The 14,532-nt window shown below is 70.8% G+C and carries 14 protein-coding genes; 8 read left to right on the forward strand and 6 right to left on the reverse strand.

Annotated elements, in window-relative coordinates; translation table 11 throughout:
- The first annotated feature begins 168 nt into the window (after positions 1-168).
- From K8612_RS22775 to K8612_RS22785, 3 genes are all read left to right on the forward strand, one after another.
- Positions 169-1,053: a 5'-3' exonuclease H3TH domain-containing protein gene (locus K8612_RS22775; RefSeq protein WP_223763839.1), complete on the forward strand. Its 885-nt coding sequence runs from the start codon at positions 169-171 to the stop codon at positions 1,051-1,053.
- A gap of 7 nt (positions 1,054-1,060) precedes the next feature.
- On the forward strand, positions 1,061-1,501 hold the full coding sequence (locus tag K8612_RS22780) for a group II truncated hemoglobin (protein ID WP_223744905.1): 441 nt from the start codon (positions 1,061-1,063) through the stop codon (positions 1,499-1,501).
- A 137-nt stretch (positions 1,502-1,638) separates the two neighbouring features.
- Positions 1,639-2,118 (forward strand): hypothetical protein, encoded by a 480-nt coding sequence (locus K8612_RS22785; RefSeq protein ID WP_223763840.1) that lies wholly within the window; start codon positions 1,639-1,641, stop codon positions 2,116-2,118.
- A gap of 15 nt (positions 2,119-2,133) precedes the next feature.
- Here the strand turns inward: K8612_RS22785 and K8612_RS22790 are convergent, their stop codons facing one another.
- Positions 2,134-2,985 (reverse strand): hypothetical protein, encoded by an 852-nt coding sequence (locus K8612_RS22790; RefSeq protein WP_223744903.1) that lies wholly within the window; start codon positions 2,983-2,985, stop codon positions 2,134-2,136.
- Between the two features lie 130 nt (positions 2,986-3,115).
- Here K8612_RS22790 and K8612_RS22795 point away from each other — a divergent pair, with 130 nt between their 5' ends.
- From K8612_RS22795 to K8612_RS22810, 4 genes are all read left to right on the forward strand, one after another.
- Positions 3,116-3,835 (forward strand): sterol desaturase family protein, encoded by a 720-nt coding sequence (locus tag K8612_RS22795; RefSeq protein WP_223763841.1) that lies wholly within the window; start codon positions 3,116-3,118, stop codon positions 3,833-3,835.
- A gap of 47 nt (positions 3,836-3,882) precedes the next feature.
- Positions 3,883-5,679 carry an amidase gene (locus K8612_RS22800; protein ID WP_223763842.1) on the forward strand — a complete coding sequence of 599 codons (1,797 nt, stop codon included), beginning with the start codon at positions 3,883-3,885 and terminating at the stop codon, positions 5,677-5,679.
- A gap of 126 nt (positions 5,680-5,805) precedes the next feature.
- On the forward strand, positions 5,806-7,572 hold the full coding sequence (locus K8612_RS22805) for a glycoside hydrolase family 88 protein (protein WP_223744900.1): 1,767 nt from the start codon (positions 5,806-5,808) through the stop codon (positions 7,570-7,572).
- Positions 7,573-7,618: 46 nt separating this feature from the next.
- Entirely contained in the window at positions 7,619-8,788 is a 1,170-nt protein-coding gene (locus K8612_RS22810) for a spore photoproduct lyase family protein (RefSeq protein WP_223763843.1), read from the forward strand.
- Positions 8,789-8,812: 24 nt separating this feature from the next.
- Here the strand turns inward: K8612_RS22810 and K8612_RS22815 are convergent, their stop codons facing one another.
- The 5 genes from K8612_RS22815 to K8612_RS22835 all read right to left on the reverse strand — a co-directional run bounded on the left by K8612_RS22815 (position 8,813) and on the right by K8612_RS22835 (position 14,077).
- Complete coding sequence (locus K8612_RS22815; protein WP_223763844.1) at positions 8,813-10,210, reverse strand: FadR/GntR family transcriptional regulator; 1,398 nt, start codon at positions 10,208-10,210, stop codon at positions 8,813-8,815.
- Positions 10,211-10,880: 670 nt separating this feature from the next.
- On the reverse strand, positions 10,881-11,522 hold the full coding sequence (locus tag K8612_RS22820; protein ID WP_223763845.1) for a hypothetical protein: 642 nt from the start codon (positions 11,520-11,522) through the stop codon (positions 10,881-10,883).
- Positions 11,523-11,545: 23 nt separating this feature from the next.
- A complete protein-coding gene (locus K8612_RS22825; RefSeq protein ID WP_223763846.1) occupies positions 11,546-11,929 on the reverse strand; it encodes a hypothetical protein in 384 nt (127 codons plus the stop codon).
- A 277-nt stretch (positions 11,930-12,206) separates the two neighbouring features.
- Positions 12,207-12,539, reverse strand: coding sequence for a hypothetical protein (locus tag K8612_RS22830; protein ID WP_223763847.1), 333 nt, complete (start codon positions 12,537-12,539; stop codon positions 12,207-12,209).
- On the reverse strand, positions 12,536-14,077 hold the full coding sequence (locus K8612_RS22835; protein WP_223763848.1) for an alpha/beta hydrolase-fold protein: 1,542 nt from the start codon (positions 14,075-14,077) through the stop codon (positions 12,536-12,538). The genes K8612_RS22830 and K8612_RS22835 overlap by 4 nt, the downstream gene beginning before the upstream one ends.
- Positions 14,078-14,289: 212 nt before the next feature.
- On the opposite strand from K8612_RS22835, the gene K8612_RS22840 reads away from it, so the two are divergent.
- Complete coding sequence (locus K8612_RS22840) at positions 14,290-14,493, forward strand: YtxH domain-containing protein (protein ID WP_120568379.1); 204 nt, start codon at positions 14,290-14,292, stop codon at positions 14,491-14,493.
- The last annotated feature ends 39 nt before the right edge of the window (positions 14,494-14,532 follow it).

Genomic DNA, 14,532 nt, shown 5'->3' on the forward strand with positions numbered 1-14,532 from the left:
AGTTGGTTTGGAAAATGGGCGGTGCGCACCCGGTCGGCATCGGCGGCCTGTCCCCACCCGGCACGCTGGCCGAGGGGGTTGACAGGCGTCGTGTAGGGAACGAGGCGCACAGGCCCCGGCACGCACGGGCTGCTGGCCGTGCGGCGGGAGGGACGCTAGAGGGGGAACATGCGCCTGCACCTCGTGGACGGCACGTATGAGCTGTACCGGGCCCACTTCTCGCCCCGGCCGGGCACCACCGCGCCGGACGGGCGCGACGTGAAGGCCACGGCGGGCGTGATGGACTCGCTGCTCGCCCTCCTGCACGACGAGGAGGAGGCCGTGACGCACGTCGCGGTCGCGTTCGACAACCCCATCCGCTCGTTCCGCAACGCGCTGTTCGCCGGTTACAAAGGGGACGAGGGCGTGCCGCCGGAGCTGCGCGCGCAGTTCGACCTGGTGGAGGAGGCCGTCTCCGCGCTGGGCGTGCGCGTCTGGTCCATGAAGGACCAGGAGGCGGACGACGCGCTGGCCACCGCGGCGGCGCGCTGGGCGGGCGAGGTGGAGCAGGTGCGGCTGCTCACGCCGGACAAGGACCTGGGCCAGTGTGTGCGCGGCCAGCGCGTGGTGCAGGTGGACCGGCGGCAGCAGAAGGTGGTGGACGCGGACGGGGTGAAGGCGAAGCTGGGCGTGGCGCCAGAGAGCGTCCCGGACCTGCTGGCGCTGATGGGCGACGACGCGGACGGCATCCCGGGGCTGCCGGGCTTCGGGGCGAAGGGCGCGGCGGCGGTGCTCCAGGCGTATGGACACCTGGAAGCCATCCCGGACGACGCGGCGGAGTGGACGGTGAAGGTGCGGGGCGCGGACAAGCTGGCGGCGACGCTGAAGGCGCACCGCGAGGACGCGCGGCTGTACCGCACGCTGGCCACGTTGGTGGAGGACGCGCCGCTGCCGGGCACGGCGTCGCTCGCGGACCTGGAGTGGAAGGGCGTGCCGGAAGCGCGCTTCAAGGCGTTCTGTGAAGGATTGGGATTGAAGAGCCTCCAGCGCCGGCCGAAGCGCTGGGCGGCATGAGGAAGCCATGAGCATGGAATTGAAGCCCCCGCCGTCGGACGGCTGGGTCCCCACCCTGGACGACACCCCCTTCACCCGCATGGGCGGCGAGGCGCCCGTCCACGCGCTGGCGGAGGCCTTCTACGACGTGATGGACGCGGAGGAGCCCGCGCTCGCCGCCATTCACGAACTGGATGCGCAGGGGAAGGTGAACCGGGGCACGCGCCAGCGCTTCGGCATGTTCCTGGTGGGCTGGCTGGGCGGGCCGCAGCACTACAGCGCGACGCACGGCCACCCCCGCCTGCGCATGCGCCACGGGCACCTGCCGGTGGACACGGCGATGCGGGACGCGTGGCTGCGGTGCATGCGGAAGGCCATGGACCAGCAAGGCATCACCGGCGGCCTGCGAAGCTTCCTGGATGACCGCTTCGCCCAGGTGGCGGACTTCCTCCGCAACACGGAAGGGTGACCCCGGGGGCTTGGATGTAGCGCCGGCACAGGCCGGCCACTCCACCGTCCGCCTGGGTGCTCGCTCGCCGGTTCGTGGCCGGACGGGCGCCGCGCCCCCACCCTCCAGTTTTCACCACCCAATGGGGGTCGGGACCCATGCGAACGAACAATGAAATCTGGACGGCGGCGGGCTTCGGCGTCCTCGCCGGGATGCGGAGCATGACGGCGCCCGCGTTCCTCTCGCGGGAGCTGTCTCGCAAGCCGACGCGCGCGCTGAAGCGGGCCCTGCCGGGCCTCGCGTCGAAGAAGGTGTCGCAGCGCCTGGGCCTCCTGGCCCTGGGTGAGCTCCTGGGAGACAAGAACCCCAAGGCTCCTCCGCGCACCGCGTTCCCGGTCCTGTCCGGCCGCATCCTCTCCGGGGCCATCACCGGCGCCGCGGTGTCGCGCAAGCGCAAGGGGGCGCGGGTGGGCTTCGCCCTCGTCGGCGCCGCCGCGGCCATCGCCTCCAGCTACTTCTTCGTCGGCTTCCGCCGCCTCCTGACGCAGCGGCTGCGCGTGCCGAACGTGGCCGCGGGCCTGGTCGAGGACGGGCTCGCGCTGGCCCTGGGCTCCCGCCTCACCCGGGCGCTGCGTTAGGCGCCGTCCCGGGGCTCACCCCTGCGCCTTGCCGGGGGTGAGCCGCGCCTCCAGCCGCGCCAGCACCGCGTGCTCCGCCCGCGCCCGCTCCGCCAGGGGCGCGAAGAGCAGCCGCGAGCGCAGGCCCATGCCCTCCGTCAGTTCGAACTGGCGCAGGTCCTCCGGCAACGCGAGCAGCACCTCGCCCAGCGGCCGCACCCGGTGCAACTGGTACGAACCCGCCGCCTCCAGCGCGCGCACCACGTCCGCCACGGGCTCCGCGCGGGCCATGGCCTTGCGGGACTGCTCCTCGTACCGCAAGCCCGCCTCCACCCGCTCCTCCAGGTCCGCGAGCACCGCCGCCGACGTGCGCTGCGCCTCCTTCACCAGCCGCAGCGGATCCAACGCCCGCTCCACGCGCCGCCGCACCGCCGGGGACAGCGCCCGGGCCCGGCCCTCCACGCGCGACAGCACCGCGTCGCGGTAGCTCGCCGCGAAGCAGACCACGAACAGCGCCTCCTCCAGCGGCGCCCGCTCCCGCGCGGCCAGCCCCTCCGCCAGCGAGCACAGCCCCTCGCCGGTGAGCACGTACCGGCGTCCCCGGGGCAGCCCCTTCACGGGCGCGCTGGTGCTCGCCTCCGCGTGGCCCGCGCGCACCAGCCGCTCCAGCGTCCGGCGCACCTGCGTCAGGTCGATGTCCTGCGAGGGCCGGGTGACGTCGTGCTCCACCCAGTTGGTGAACAGCAGGAAGTAGAAGCGCACGTCCGACACGCGGAAGCCGCCCGCCCGAGCCCCGGCCCCGTGCGCCGCCAGCAGCGCCGCCTGCACGAAGGTGGCCTGCGTGTCGATGTAACCCAACCGCGCCGTCAGGGTGCTGTTCCGAGCCATGGCCCCCAGGATGCCAGCCCCCGTCCCGCCCGTCCCATTCCTCCCAGGTGACAGTGTCAGTCCGGTCGAAAGACATCTCCGGCGTGCTCATGCGTATGAGGGGCCAGCCTGACGTCACGGAGGGATTTCCATGCTGCCCTGGCTCGTCCTCATCGCCGGTTTTTGTCTGCTCATTGAGCAGTGCTCCCTGGGGTGGAAGCTGCCTCGCGTGCGCGGCTGGCACCTGCGGGTGGTGCTCATCAACCTGGCGCAGGTGGGCGTGGTGGTGCTGGGCGGCTACACCTGGGACCGGTGGTTCTCCGCGCACTCGGTCTTCCACCTGTCCCGGCACGTGAGCCCGGTGGTGGGCGGGGTGCTGGCCTATCTCATCGCCACGTTCGTCTTCTACTGGTGGCACCGCGCCCGGCACGAGAGCGACGTGCTCTGGCGGCTCTTCCATCAAATCCATCACAGCCCCCAGCGGCTGGAGGTCATCACCAGCTTCTACAAGCACCCGCTGGAGATGACGGCCAACAGCCTCATTGGCGGGCTGCTCGTCTACACGGTGCTGGGATTGAGCCCGGCGGCGGGCGCCATCTACACGGCCTGCTGCGCGCTGGGCGAATACTTCTACCACACCAACATCCGCACCCCGCGCTGGGTGGGCTGGTTCTTCCAGCGGCCGGAGATGCACCGCATCCACCACGAGTACGGCAAGCACCGGAACAACTACGGCGACCTGCCCATCTGGGACATGCTGTTCGGCACCTACGAGAACCCCGCCACCTGGGACGCCGCGTGCGGCTTCGACGACGCGAAGGAGCAGCGGCTGGGGGACATGCTCGCCTTCCGCGACGTGCATCGCTCGTAGGCGGTGGCACACTGGCGCCCCCTTCGCTTCATCCGTGAGGTCGCGCCATGAGCAGCTCGCGTCGGCAGTTCCTGACCCACACCGTGATTGGACTCGCGAGCACCGCCGTCTCCGCGGCGCCGGACGCGGGCACGTCCGCCCCGCCGGCCGGAGCGCCGCCCACCTTCGGCGCGGGCCCCACGGTGGGGCCCGAGGTGAGCCCCACAACCTTCGCGGAGGCCGAAAAGCTGATGCAGGTGCGACTCACGCCCGCCGAGCGCACCCAGGCCGCCAGCAACTGGCGCGTGTCCCTGGCCCCGCTGCACGAGCGCCGCACCGGCCCTCGCAAGCTGGAGCTGGAGCCCACGCTGTCGCCCGCCTCGCAGTGGAACCCGTCGCTGCCGGGGCTCAAGCCCACCGCGCCCGCGAAGGAGCGCTTCGTGCGCAGCCGCGACGCGAAGGTGCCGCTGCCCGCGAAGGAGGAGGACATCGCCTTCGCGCCGCTCACGCGGTTGTCGCGCTGGGTGCAGTCGCGCGCCATCACCTCGGAGCGACTCACGCGGCTGTACCTGGAGCGGCTGAAGCGCCATGACCCGAAGCTCCAGTGCGTCATCACGCTGACGGAGGAGCTGGCGCTCCAGCAGGCGCGGCAGGCGGACCAGGAACTCGCGGCGGGCCGCTACAGGGGCCCGCTGCACGGCATCCCCTGGGGGGCGAAGGACCTGGTGGACACCGCGGGCATCCGCACCACCTACGGCGCCGAGCCGTTCCGCGACCGCGTCCCCACCACGGACGCCGCCGCGGTGGAGCGGCTGCACCGCGCGGGCGCCGTGCTGGTGGCGAAGCTCAGCCTGGGGGCGCTCGCGCTCAACGACATCTGGTTCGGCGGCGAGACGAAGAACCCGTGGTTGTTGGAGGAGGGCTCCTCTGGCAGCAGCGCGGGGCCGGGCGCGGCGACGGCGGCGGGGCTCGTGGGCTTCTCCCTGGGCAGCGAGACGGGCGGCAGCATCGTGTCGCCGTCCATGCGCTGCGGCATCACCGGCCTGCGCCCCACCTATGGCCGCGTGCCTCGCACGGGCGCGATGACGCTGTGCTGGTCGCTGGACAAGCTGGGGCCCATGACGCGCGGGGTGGAGGACTCGCTGCTGGTGCTCGCCGCGCTCAACGGCGCGGACGCGGGTGACGTGGCGAGCGTGTCCGCGAAGCTGGACTTCGACGCGAACGCGCCCGTGAAGGGCCTGCGCGTGGGCTACGTGCCCGCGTGGATGAAGGAGAGCCCCGCCACGGACGTGGACCGCGCGGCGCTGGAGGCGCTCAGGGGGCTGGGCCTGACGCCGGTGGAGGTCCAGTTCCCCGACTGGCCGTACCCTGCCCTCAACGTCATCCTCTTCGCGGAGGCCGCCGCCGCGTTTGAAGAGCTCACGCTCAGCCACGGCGTGGACGCGCTGAAGATGCAGACGCCGGACGCGTGGCCCAACCTCTTCCGCCAGTCCCGCTTCCTGTCCGCGGTGGACTTCGTCCAGGCGGACCGGCTGCGCCGCAAGGTGGCGCAGGAGATGGCGCGCGTCATGTCGCAGGTGGACGTGCTGCTCGTGCCCTCGCTGCGCGACGAGGCCCTCACCATCACCAACCACACGGGCCACCCGTCGCTCACGCTGCGCACCGGCTTCGTGGAGGTGTCCAGGGCCCGCAGCGACTGGGCCCCGGACCCCAAACGCCCCATGCCCACCTTCGCCACCCCGCGCCGCGTCCCCCACGGCGTGACGCTCATCGGCCAGCTCTTCGACGAGGGCACCCTGGGCCGCGTGGGCATCGCCCTGGAGCGCGCCTCCGGCGTCGCCGGTGAGCGCCCGCCCGGCTTCTAGGTCGGGTGGGCCACATCCCATCCCTGCCGCGAGGCAGGGGGGACGGCCAGCCAGCACCCCCGAGGGCCCTGTTCCCCGGGCTGGCACACCCGCACCTTGCTTGCCTGTCATTGCAGGGGAGGGTGTATGGGATTGTCCAAGCCGGGAGTGAAGCTGTGGTGGATGATGGCGCTGCTGGTGGCGCCGGTGGCGAACGCCTTCACGGACGCGGACGCGGTGCGCGTGTTCACGTTCGCCCGGGCGCAGCTCGCGGACACGATTCTGGAGTTGCCCAACGTGAACCGCTCGCCCAAGGCGTCCCTGTCCAACGGGACGTGGACCACGGTGGCCAACACGGACCGCGTCGCGTGGACGCAGGGCTTCTTCCCCGGGAGCATGTGGTTCATGTTCCAGGTGGCCAACGAGCCCTACTGGCGCGACCGCGCGGACCTGTGGACGCGCCCCCTGGAGGTCCAGAAGACCAACACGGAGACGCACGACCTGGGCTTCAAGATGTACAACAGCTACGGCAATGCCTACCGGCTCACCGGCAATCCCTACTACCGGGACGTGCTGCTCACCTCCGCCGCGTCGCTGGCCACGCGCTACAACAGCACCGTGGGCATCATCGATTGTTGTGATTGGAACTCGAACTGGAACATCCCGCTCGTCACCGACACGATGATGGACATCGAGCTGCTGCTCTGGGGCGCCCAGAACGGCGGCCCCGCCGCGTGGCGCACCATGGCGGTGAACCACGCGCTCCGGACGCTCCAGGACGCGGTGCGCACCAATGGCAGCTCGTTCCACTACGTGGACTACAACAACAACGGCACCATCCGGTCGCAAGGCACCTTCCAGGGCTACCGTGACTGGTCCACCTGGGCGCGCGGGCAGGCGTGGCTCATCTATGGCTTCACGATGGTGTACCGCTACACGCAGGACGCGCGCTTCCTCACCGCGGCCCGCCGGGTGACGGACTACTACCTGGCGAACCTGCCCGCGGACCGCGTGCCCAACTGGGACTTCAACGCGCCCAGCCAGTCCAAGGACTCCTCCGCCGCGGCCGTCGTCGCGTCTGGCCTGCTGGAGCTGAGCAGCCTGGAGACGGACGCCACCCGGCGCACCACCTACCGCAACGCCGCGCTGGCCATGCTCGACTCGCTGGCGTCGACCGCGTACCTGGCGCAGGGCACCAACAGCCCGGGCCTGCTGCTGCACGGCGTGGGCAACTACCCGGCGGGGCAGGAGATCAACGTCAGCCTCATCTACGGCGACTACTACTTCCTGGAGGCGCTGCTGCGCTTCAACCCGCGCCCCAACTACCCCTGGTACTCGAAGCTGGAGCTGCCGCGGAGCCAGCATCTGCTGGGCACGGGCAACACGGGCACGCGCATCGTGGAGTTCGACCTCACCCCTCTGGCGGACAACCTGGGCGGCGGCGTGGTGGGCTGGACGGACAGCTCCACGGAGGTCACGGCCTTCAACCGGCTGAACATGGCGCTGCGCATGAGCGAGGACGGCATCTTCCAGGTGCGCAACGGCGCGGGCTACTCGTGGATCCGCCGGGTGCCGTACGTGCGCAACCAGACGTACCACTTCCGCATGAACGTGGACCTGCTCGCCCGGCGCTACTCCGTCTGGGTGACGCCGCCCGGCGCCGCGGAGGTGCAGCTCGTGGACCGGGTCGCGTTCCGGTCGGACGGGCCGCCCATCGACGACCTGGGCCGCGTCGCGGTCATCTCCACCGTGACGGACAGCGACTTCCGCGTGAACAACCACCGCGTCTACGCGCCCACCGCGAGCGTCGCCGCCGCGCTGGAGAAGCCCGCTCCACTGCCTGAAGCCGTGCTGAAGGAACTGGACGCGCGGGCCCCCGCCCCCACGCGCCGCTCGGCTCCGTCCGAGCGCTGACCGAGGGCCCCGGCCCGGTGGCCCACCCGACACAAGGTGGGCCACCGTGGGTGCGCGCAGGCCGGAAGCCGGTTACATCCGCCGGGTGACGAACCTGGACCTCTTCCTCCCGGAACCCGCCCCGCGCCCGGCCGCCGTCCCGGCGGGCCCCGGCCCGCTCGACCGGCTGCTGAAGGTGTCGCGCATCTACCTGGAGCCCGCCGTGCGGGAGCATGCGCGCGGCCGGGAGATCCTGGCGCGCTATCCGGACGCGGAGCGGGTGGAGGTGGCCTCGCACCAGCACATCCCCGGCCTCTTCGGCAACGAAGGCAACGTGGAGGCCTGGAACCGCATCAAGGGCAGCACCCTGGTGCTGGGGGGGAAGAAGACGCTGTCCTTCATCGCCAACGACCGCAGCTCGGACTTTATCGCGCCCTCCACGGCGAACGGCTGCGTGATGGCGTGCGCGTACTGCTACGTGCCGCGCAACAAGGGCTACGCGAACCCGGTCACGGTGTTCGTGAACATCGACCGCATCCAGGACGCCATCCGCAAGCACGCGCACAAGCGCGGGCCCAAGCTGGAGCCCAACACGGTGGACCCCCACGCGTGGGTCTACGACATCGGGTGCAACAGTGACTGCGCCGCGGACGCGGCCATCAGCGACAACGTGCGGGACCTGGTGCGGCTGTTCACCACGCTGCCCAACGCCAAGGCCAGCTTCGCCACCAAGCTGGTGAACCGCGAGCTGCTCACCTACGAGCCGAAGGGCAGAACGCGCATCCGCTTCAGCCTGATGCCGCACGCGCCGGCGAAGCTGCTGGACGTGCGCACCAGCCCCATCGCGGAGCGCATCGCAGCCATCGACGACTTCGTGGCCGCCGGCTACGAGGTGCACCTCAACTTCTCCCCCGTCATCCTCCACGAGGGCTGGCAGGACGCCTACGTGGAGCTGTTCCAGCAGGTGGACGCAGGCATCGGCGAGCGGGCGAAGCAGCAGCTCGCGTGTGAGGTCATCTTCCTCACGCACAACGCGGGCCTGCACGAGGTGAACCTGCGCTGGCACCCGAAGGCGGAGGAGCTGCTCTGGCGGCCGGAAATCCAGGAGACGAAGGTGTCCCAGGGCGGCGGCATCAACGTGCGCTACCGCACCGGCTTCAAGGGCCGCCACGTTGCGGAGTTCCAGGCCCTGCTCGCGAAGCACCTGCCGTACTGCCGCGTGCGGTACGCCTTCTAGGCAGGTGGCCCCGCAGCGCAGTCGCTACCCGTCGGAGCGCCGCGTACAAGCGTGGGCGCGCCGGGCGGCCGCCACCCACGAAACAGGTGAAGGTCCTGGAATGGGCCAGCGCCAGAGGCGCGCAGCCCACCGGATCAGAACCCCCTGGATGGTCTGTAACGATCCGCTCACCGTGTGCGGAGTCACGCGTGTCCGCTCACCGCGGTCCGAGCATGGTGGCTCGGGCCGGATGCCGCCGTCCGGTGACGAAACGCGCGGACATGTCCGGCTGTCGGACGGGCTTCCCAAGCCCGCCTCCGTCACGCCCTCTTCGACGCACCCCAGGTCGAGCACGCATGGGGCGAACATCAAGGTGGGAGGTGACGGCGGCGCCCTGTGGTCAGGCTTCACGGCAAGAGCCGCATGATGGCGGCCTGTAACCGCAAGCACTCCAGTGTCCTCGACGTCTTCTACAAGGGGGGCGGGGGCGCCCTCGCAGGGACGCGGGATCTCCAGTGAGTCGTCCCGCAGGACAATCGGTGAGAGATGGCGGGGGCCAGGTCTTTCGACGCAAGGCAGAGCCTCCAGCACCTCATCCTGCTCGGCGGCTGCCTCGCCGCAGCCAACGCCATGATCCTCCACACAGGGATGTGCCGAGGGTGCCTTGTCCTGCTCGGTGGCGCCGAGAGGCCATTCCTGGGCGCACGTGGCCTCGGGGGACGCAGGCTTCTGCGGAGCAGGAGCAAAGGCATTCAGCACGAGCTCATCGCAAGCCTTCATCAGTACCGGCAGCTCGTGCTGAAGCGCCTGCACGTCGCGCTCGTGCAGGATTGCCATCGCGCGTGAGGCCCATGCGCGAAGCGCGGCTCCGCCCAGGAGCGGCAGCAGTTTGGCGGCGCCTCCCAGGAAGGCCCGTTGCAGGGACTGGACGAGGAGCACATGCCCCGGCCGCTCCGCCACGCGTGCCGCCTCCCGAAGCAGCTCGAACTCCGCCTGGGCGCAGGCTGCCCCCGACTCCCAGCGCGCCGCGTCCTGGAGCCGGAAGCACGCGCTCCCCAGCCGGTCCAGGTCGCGATCCGAGGCCTTCGCGCAGCAGTCGACCAGCAGCTCCACCAACACCTGCCGCTTGAGGCTGAAGTAGCCCTCCAGAAGCCACCGGGCCTGCGGGGAGCGCGCGTCATGCAGCGCCAGCCCCAGGTTCTCCAGCGTCAGCGATTCATCCAGGGCCACCGCGCGAGTCTTTCGCCCGGGGCGCTGCACCACCAGGCCCCGCGCCGCCAGCCGCCGCAGTGCCTCGCGGATGGTGCCCCGGCACACCTCATAGCGACGCGCCAGCTTCGCTTCGGAGCCAAACTGCCCGCTCGGGTGCAGCCGCCCCAGCGCGATATCGCGCTCGATTTGCGCTTCCACGTACGCCACGAGTCCTCGCCGCTCCATCCCCATCCCCCTCCTCGTTTCAGCATCGCCATCCCACCACAGGGGTCTGACATGGACGTGCGGGGGCCCACCCTCCGCGTCGCTTGCCGGGTGAGCGCGCCCCCGGGCGGCGGGCGGCGAAAACCTGTCCGACTGTCGGACAAGTTCGCCGGCCCCAGGTGGCGAAAACCTGTCCGACAGTCGGACAGCTTTTGAGGCAACCGGCCCCGGGTGGGCGCCTCTGCCCATGTCCTCATCCTGGTACCCGAGCACGCACGACATCGCGGCTGCCGCTGTGCTCCGCGAGGTGTACGTTCCCCGGCTTCATGCCGCGCGGACCTGTCGGACAGTCGGACAAGTTTTGAGGCAACCGGCCCCCGGGCGGGCGCCTCTGCCCATTCCTCATTCTGGTACCCGAGCACGCGCGACATCGCGGCTGCCGCTGTGCTCCACGCGGCGTTCGTTTCCTGGCTTCATTCCGCGCGGACCTGTCCGACTGTCGGACAGGTTTCGCGGCCACCGTGCCCGGGCGGGTGCCTTTTCTCGTGGGCCCGACTTTGCGTCTGCTTGAGTTCCCGTTGTGGTCCACCGCAGCGATCCACGAGGCGCGCGTCTTCGCGAAGGATTTGTGGCGCGGGGGGAGTGACGGACTGCTGGGGCCTTCTTGGGCGCCTTTGTCTGGCGGTGGCTTCCTGGCTCAGTACTCGTGCTGGATGAGCCAGAACACCGCGGTGCGGTGCGACTGGGGGAAGTGCACGATGCTGTAGAGGTTGTGGAAGTCACGCGCGCCTCGGGCCACCAGCGGATCATTGTTGAGGTGCGCCATTACTGGCACCTCCGTGCCGTTGCCCGGCGACTGGGGTAGTACCTGGCCCAGCTCCGGGCTGGCCCGGGCGATGTGGCTCGAGAAGTTCGCGTACGTCAGGTCCGGCTTCCGCGTGAATTGCACGCGCTGGTTGGACGACAGCTCCGGCAGCGTGGCGAAGGCTCCCTCCACCACCCAGTCCAACTGCGTGGGCTGCGTGTCCTCCACGGAGGGCACGTTGAACGTCCAGAGGAACTCGTCGCAGGCGTTCTCTCCGGCCTTGCACCTCGCGTGGCCGTCCGCCCGTGCCTCTTTGATGGTGTCGTTGTCCTCCAACTGCGTGAGGGGCAGCGGCCCCGCGCCTTGGTAGCGCTGGTAGAAGTCCTTGCACGCCGGCCACATCCGCGACGTGAAGGCCGCCTCTCCGTTCGTGCACCAGGGCTTCTGGCCGGAGGACACCGCGCACTGTGACAGCCAGGCGTTGTGCGCGTCCTGTGCGTCCGTGCACTGCGACAACGCCTTCGCGGGCGTCACGCCCTGGCTCTACCACGCTCTCGTCACACCTCGATGCGCGTGGCCACGTCCAGGTCGCATGCGGTGAACAGGTCCTCCTGCGCGCAGGCTCCGTTGATGCAGCCCAGCGCCAGGCGGAACTTCTTGCCCGCGCCCGTGCCTGTGCTCACCACCGCCAGATACTCGCCGCCGTGGGCCAGCGTCAGGCTGGCCACCTTGGAGAGCTGGCCGTAGCCCGCGTCGTCGTCCTGCGCGAGCACCGGGGTGCCGTCGCTGCCGCTTGCGTTCTTCGGGCCGTAGATGAACAGGCCCGTGTCCAGGTACATGCTGCTGCCCAGGTGCGTCACCTCCAGGCTCACCTGCTCGCCCGTGGCCACGTTGAGGCTGAAGGACAGGTACTGCGGGTTCGTCGTGAACTGCGTCCGCACTGCGTCGTTCAGTCCCACCGGGCCCAGGTACGCCGTACTGTCCAACGGGCGGCGGGTACAGGATGGTCTGCGTGCTCGCGCCGACCTCCCGCGCTTCTGGCGAAGCCTCCGGCTTCCACGACGAGCCACACGCCGCCACGAACAACGACGGCACCAGCCATCACCGCCGATTCCAGGCGTGACGCAGACACCCGTTCCTTCTTGTCTTGGGGGAATGCCGCTTCGGGGCGGGAGGCGTGGTTCATGCCCGGAGGTGGGCGTTCACGTCAGCCCCGGCTCAGGGGGCCTGGGGCAGGTCCTGGTACCAGGCGGCGTAGGGCGTGTTCCGGACGAGGCGCCGGTTGAGGTCCGGCGTGCCGTCCGTCCACCACGGCGGGCCCCGCTCTCCCAGGCCCACCTTGGCCCGGTGCACGCGGTCCCGGGCCCTGCGCTCCAGGGCCGCGTCCTTCGCTCGCTTCGCCCGGCCCACGTCGGCGCGGGCCCTCATCAGCGCGGCCACCAGCAGCTCTCGCTGCCGGGGCCCGAGCGCCGGATTGGAGCGACGCCACAGCCTCCCGTCCACCACCAGGTAGCGCCCATCCGGCGTGGTGGGGGGCGGCGGCTTCGTCACTGCTTCGCGGGATAGAGGAAGCGGAGGATGTCTCCGAAGCGCGCGCTCCACGCGGCCTCGTTGTGCTGGCCTCCCTCCACCACGGTGTACTTGAGGTCGTCGTCCAGCACCCAGCCCTTGGCCACCAGCGCGTCGCGCAGCGCCTGCGCATCCGCCACCGTCTCCGCCTCCGCTCCGGAGCCTTCCTGGGTGCCGATGTCCTCCCAGATGCGCAGCGCGGGCTTCGCGGCGAGCGCGTTCACCTGCGCGACAATCTCCCGGTCCGCCCACCACACCGACGGCGACACCACGCCCAGGCGGGTGAAGACGTCCGGGTGCTTGAGCCCCAGCGACATGGACACGAGCCCGCCCAGCGACGAGCCCGCGAGCCCCGTGAACTCCGCCTGCGGCTTCGTGCGGAACTCCGCGTCGATGCGCGGCTTCAGCTCCTGGATGAGGAACCGGCCGTACACGTCCGCGCGGCCCGCGTCCGGGTACCCCGGTGGGAAGGGCACGGGCGTGTACTCCGCGATGCGGTCGCTGGTGTTGTAGACGCCCACGATGATGAGCGGCTCCACCTGGCCGGACTCCACCAGCGCCTGCGCCGTCTCGTCCACGTTCCACTCGCCGGCGAACGCGGTGCTGACGTCCATCAGGTTCTGGCCGTCATGCATGTAGAGCACCGGGTAGCGGCGCGCGGTGTCCGCCTCGTAGCCGGGCGGCAGCCAGATGATGACGTCACGCGGCTTGAGCGTGGCGTCCTGGGGCACGACGTCGCGCAGGTAGCGCACGTCGCCGGTGAGCGGCGGGGGCGGCGGAGGCGTGGTCAGGTCCGCCCAGCCCTTCACCCCCACGGACACGCGCTCGAAGTGGCCGCCGGTGGTGAAGGTGTGGTTCGCCACCTCCGCGCCTGTTTCGCTCTTCTCCACCGTGTCCCACGAGCCGCGCGTCACCTTGAACTCCAGGCCCGTGGCCGCCGCGAACGTGACGGCGCCGGCATAGGCGTTGTCCACGGCCTTGTAGAGCTCCACCTCCGCGCCATTCCAGTTCCCCAGTTCCGGCTGGTTTCCGGACAGCCACACCCTGGCATCCACCGGCGTGATGTCCGGGACCTGGACAATGAACACGGTCCTCGCGCCTGTCTGCCCCCCCTCCGCGCCGAAGCGCTCCACCGTGAAGGCGACACGCTCCTCGTTCTCCTGGGCGGTGAAGGTGTGCTCCGGCTCCGGTGCCCCCTGGGCGTCCAGCGCCACCTGGGCCGTGGGCGCCGCCATCCGCACCGCGTAGGTGAACGCGGTGCCCTTGGGCAGCCGGGCCTTCAGGCTGAACTGCCGGCCGCCCTGGTAGACCAGCGCCAGACCCCGCCCGTCCGCGCCGCCGAACGTGGCGCTGGGGCCCTGGAGGAAGAGCTCCGCGGCGACCGGCGTCTCCGGCGGGACCGTGACGTCGAACTGGACGTCCGAGAAGAGCTGCTCGGTGGGCTTCGGCTCGTCGGAGGCGCAGCCCCAGAGGGCCGTCAACGCCAGGACGAGCAGCAGGGTGGGCCTTGGGAGCGACATGGGTGGGGGCCTCCGGGGGCGGGAGCAGGCCCCTCGTGGAGGCGAACCCTAGCAGCGTGTTCCGACACGCCGCAGTGGGGCCCGGATGCCCCGGAGTGGACATCCCGGAGGGCTGCCCCTTGGCAGCTAGCGGACAGTGCCTACCTTGCGGCGCGCACGGGGGAAGGCGGGTCGCATCCCGCCACCCCCCTCTCGCGAAGGAGTCACACCGCATGAAGAAGCTGACGCTGCTGGCCTTGACGCTGAGCGCCCTGTCCGTGGGCACGGGCTGCCACCGCAACACCCGCGAGTCCGCCAAGGACGACATGGAGCAGGCGGGCGACAAGGTGAAGGACACCGCCGAGGACGCCGCCGACGCCACGGGCGACGCCGCGGAGAAGGCCGGCGACAAGATCGAGGACGCGACCGACAAGTAGCCGTCCGCCGCCGTTCGCGCGCGGAAGGGAAACAAGCAC

It is taken from the genome of Corallococcus sp. AS-1-6 (assembly GCF_020037015.1).
In the GTDB taxonomy this organism is placed as follows: Bacteria; Myxococcota; Myxococcia; order Myxococcales; family Myxococcaceae; genus Corallococcus.

Coding starts and splice junctions, on each gene's coding strand:
- K8612_RS22840 (WP_120568379.1), top strand. CDS start 14,290: ATGAAGAAGCTGACGCTGCTGGCCTTGACGCTGAGCGCCCTGTCCGTG.
- K8612_RS22800 (WP_223763842.1), top strand. CDS start 3,883: ATGAGCAGCTCGCGTCGGCAGTTCCTGACCCACACCGTGATTGGACTC.
- K8612_RS22780 (WP_223744905.1), top strand. CDS start 1,061: ATGAGCATGGAATTGAAGCCCCCGCCGTCGGACGGCTGGGTCCCCACC.
- K8612_RS22805 (WP_223744900.1), top strand. CDS start 5,806: ATGGGATTGTCCAAGCCGGGAGTGAAGCTGTGGTGGATGATGGCGCTG.
- K8612_RS22785 (WP_223763840.1), top strand. CDS start 1,639: ATGCGAACGAACAATGAAATCTGGACGGCGGCGGGCTTCGGCGTCCTC.
- K8612_RS22835 (WP_223763848.1), bottom strand. CDS start 14,077: ATGTCGCTCCCAAGGCCCACCCTGCTGCTCGTCCTGGCGTTGACGGCC.
- K8612_RS22775 (WP_223763839.1), top strand. CDS start 169: ATGCGCCTGCACCTCGTGGACGGCACGTATGAGCTGTACCGGGCCCAC.
- K8612_RS22815 (WP_223763844.1), bottom strand. CDS start 10,210: ATGGGGATGGAGCGGCGAGGACTCGTGGCGTACGTGGAAGCGCAAATC.
- K8612_RS22795 (WP_223763841.1), top strand. CDS start 3,116: ATGCTGCCCTGGCTCGTCCTCATCGCCGGTTTTTGTCTGCTCATTGAG.
- K8612_RS22790 (WP_223744903.1), bottom strand. CDS start 2,985: ATGGCTCGGAACAGCACCCTGACGGCGCGGTTGGGTTACATCGACACG.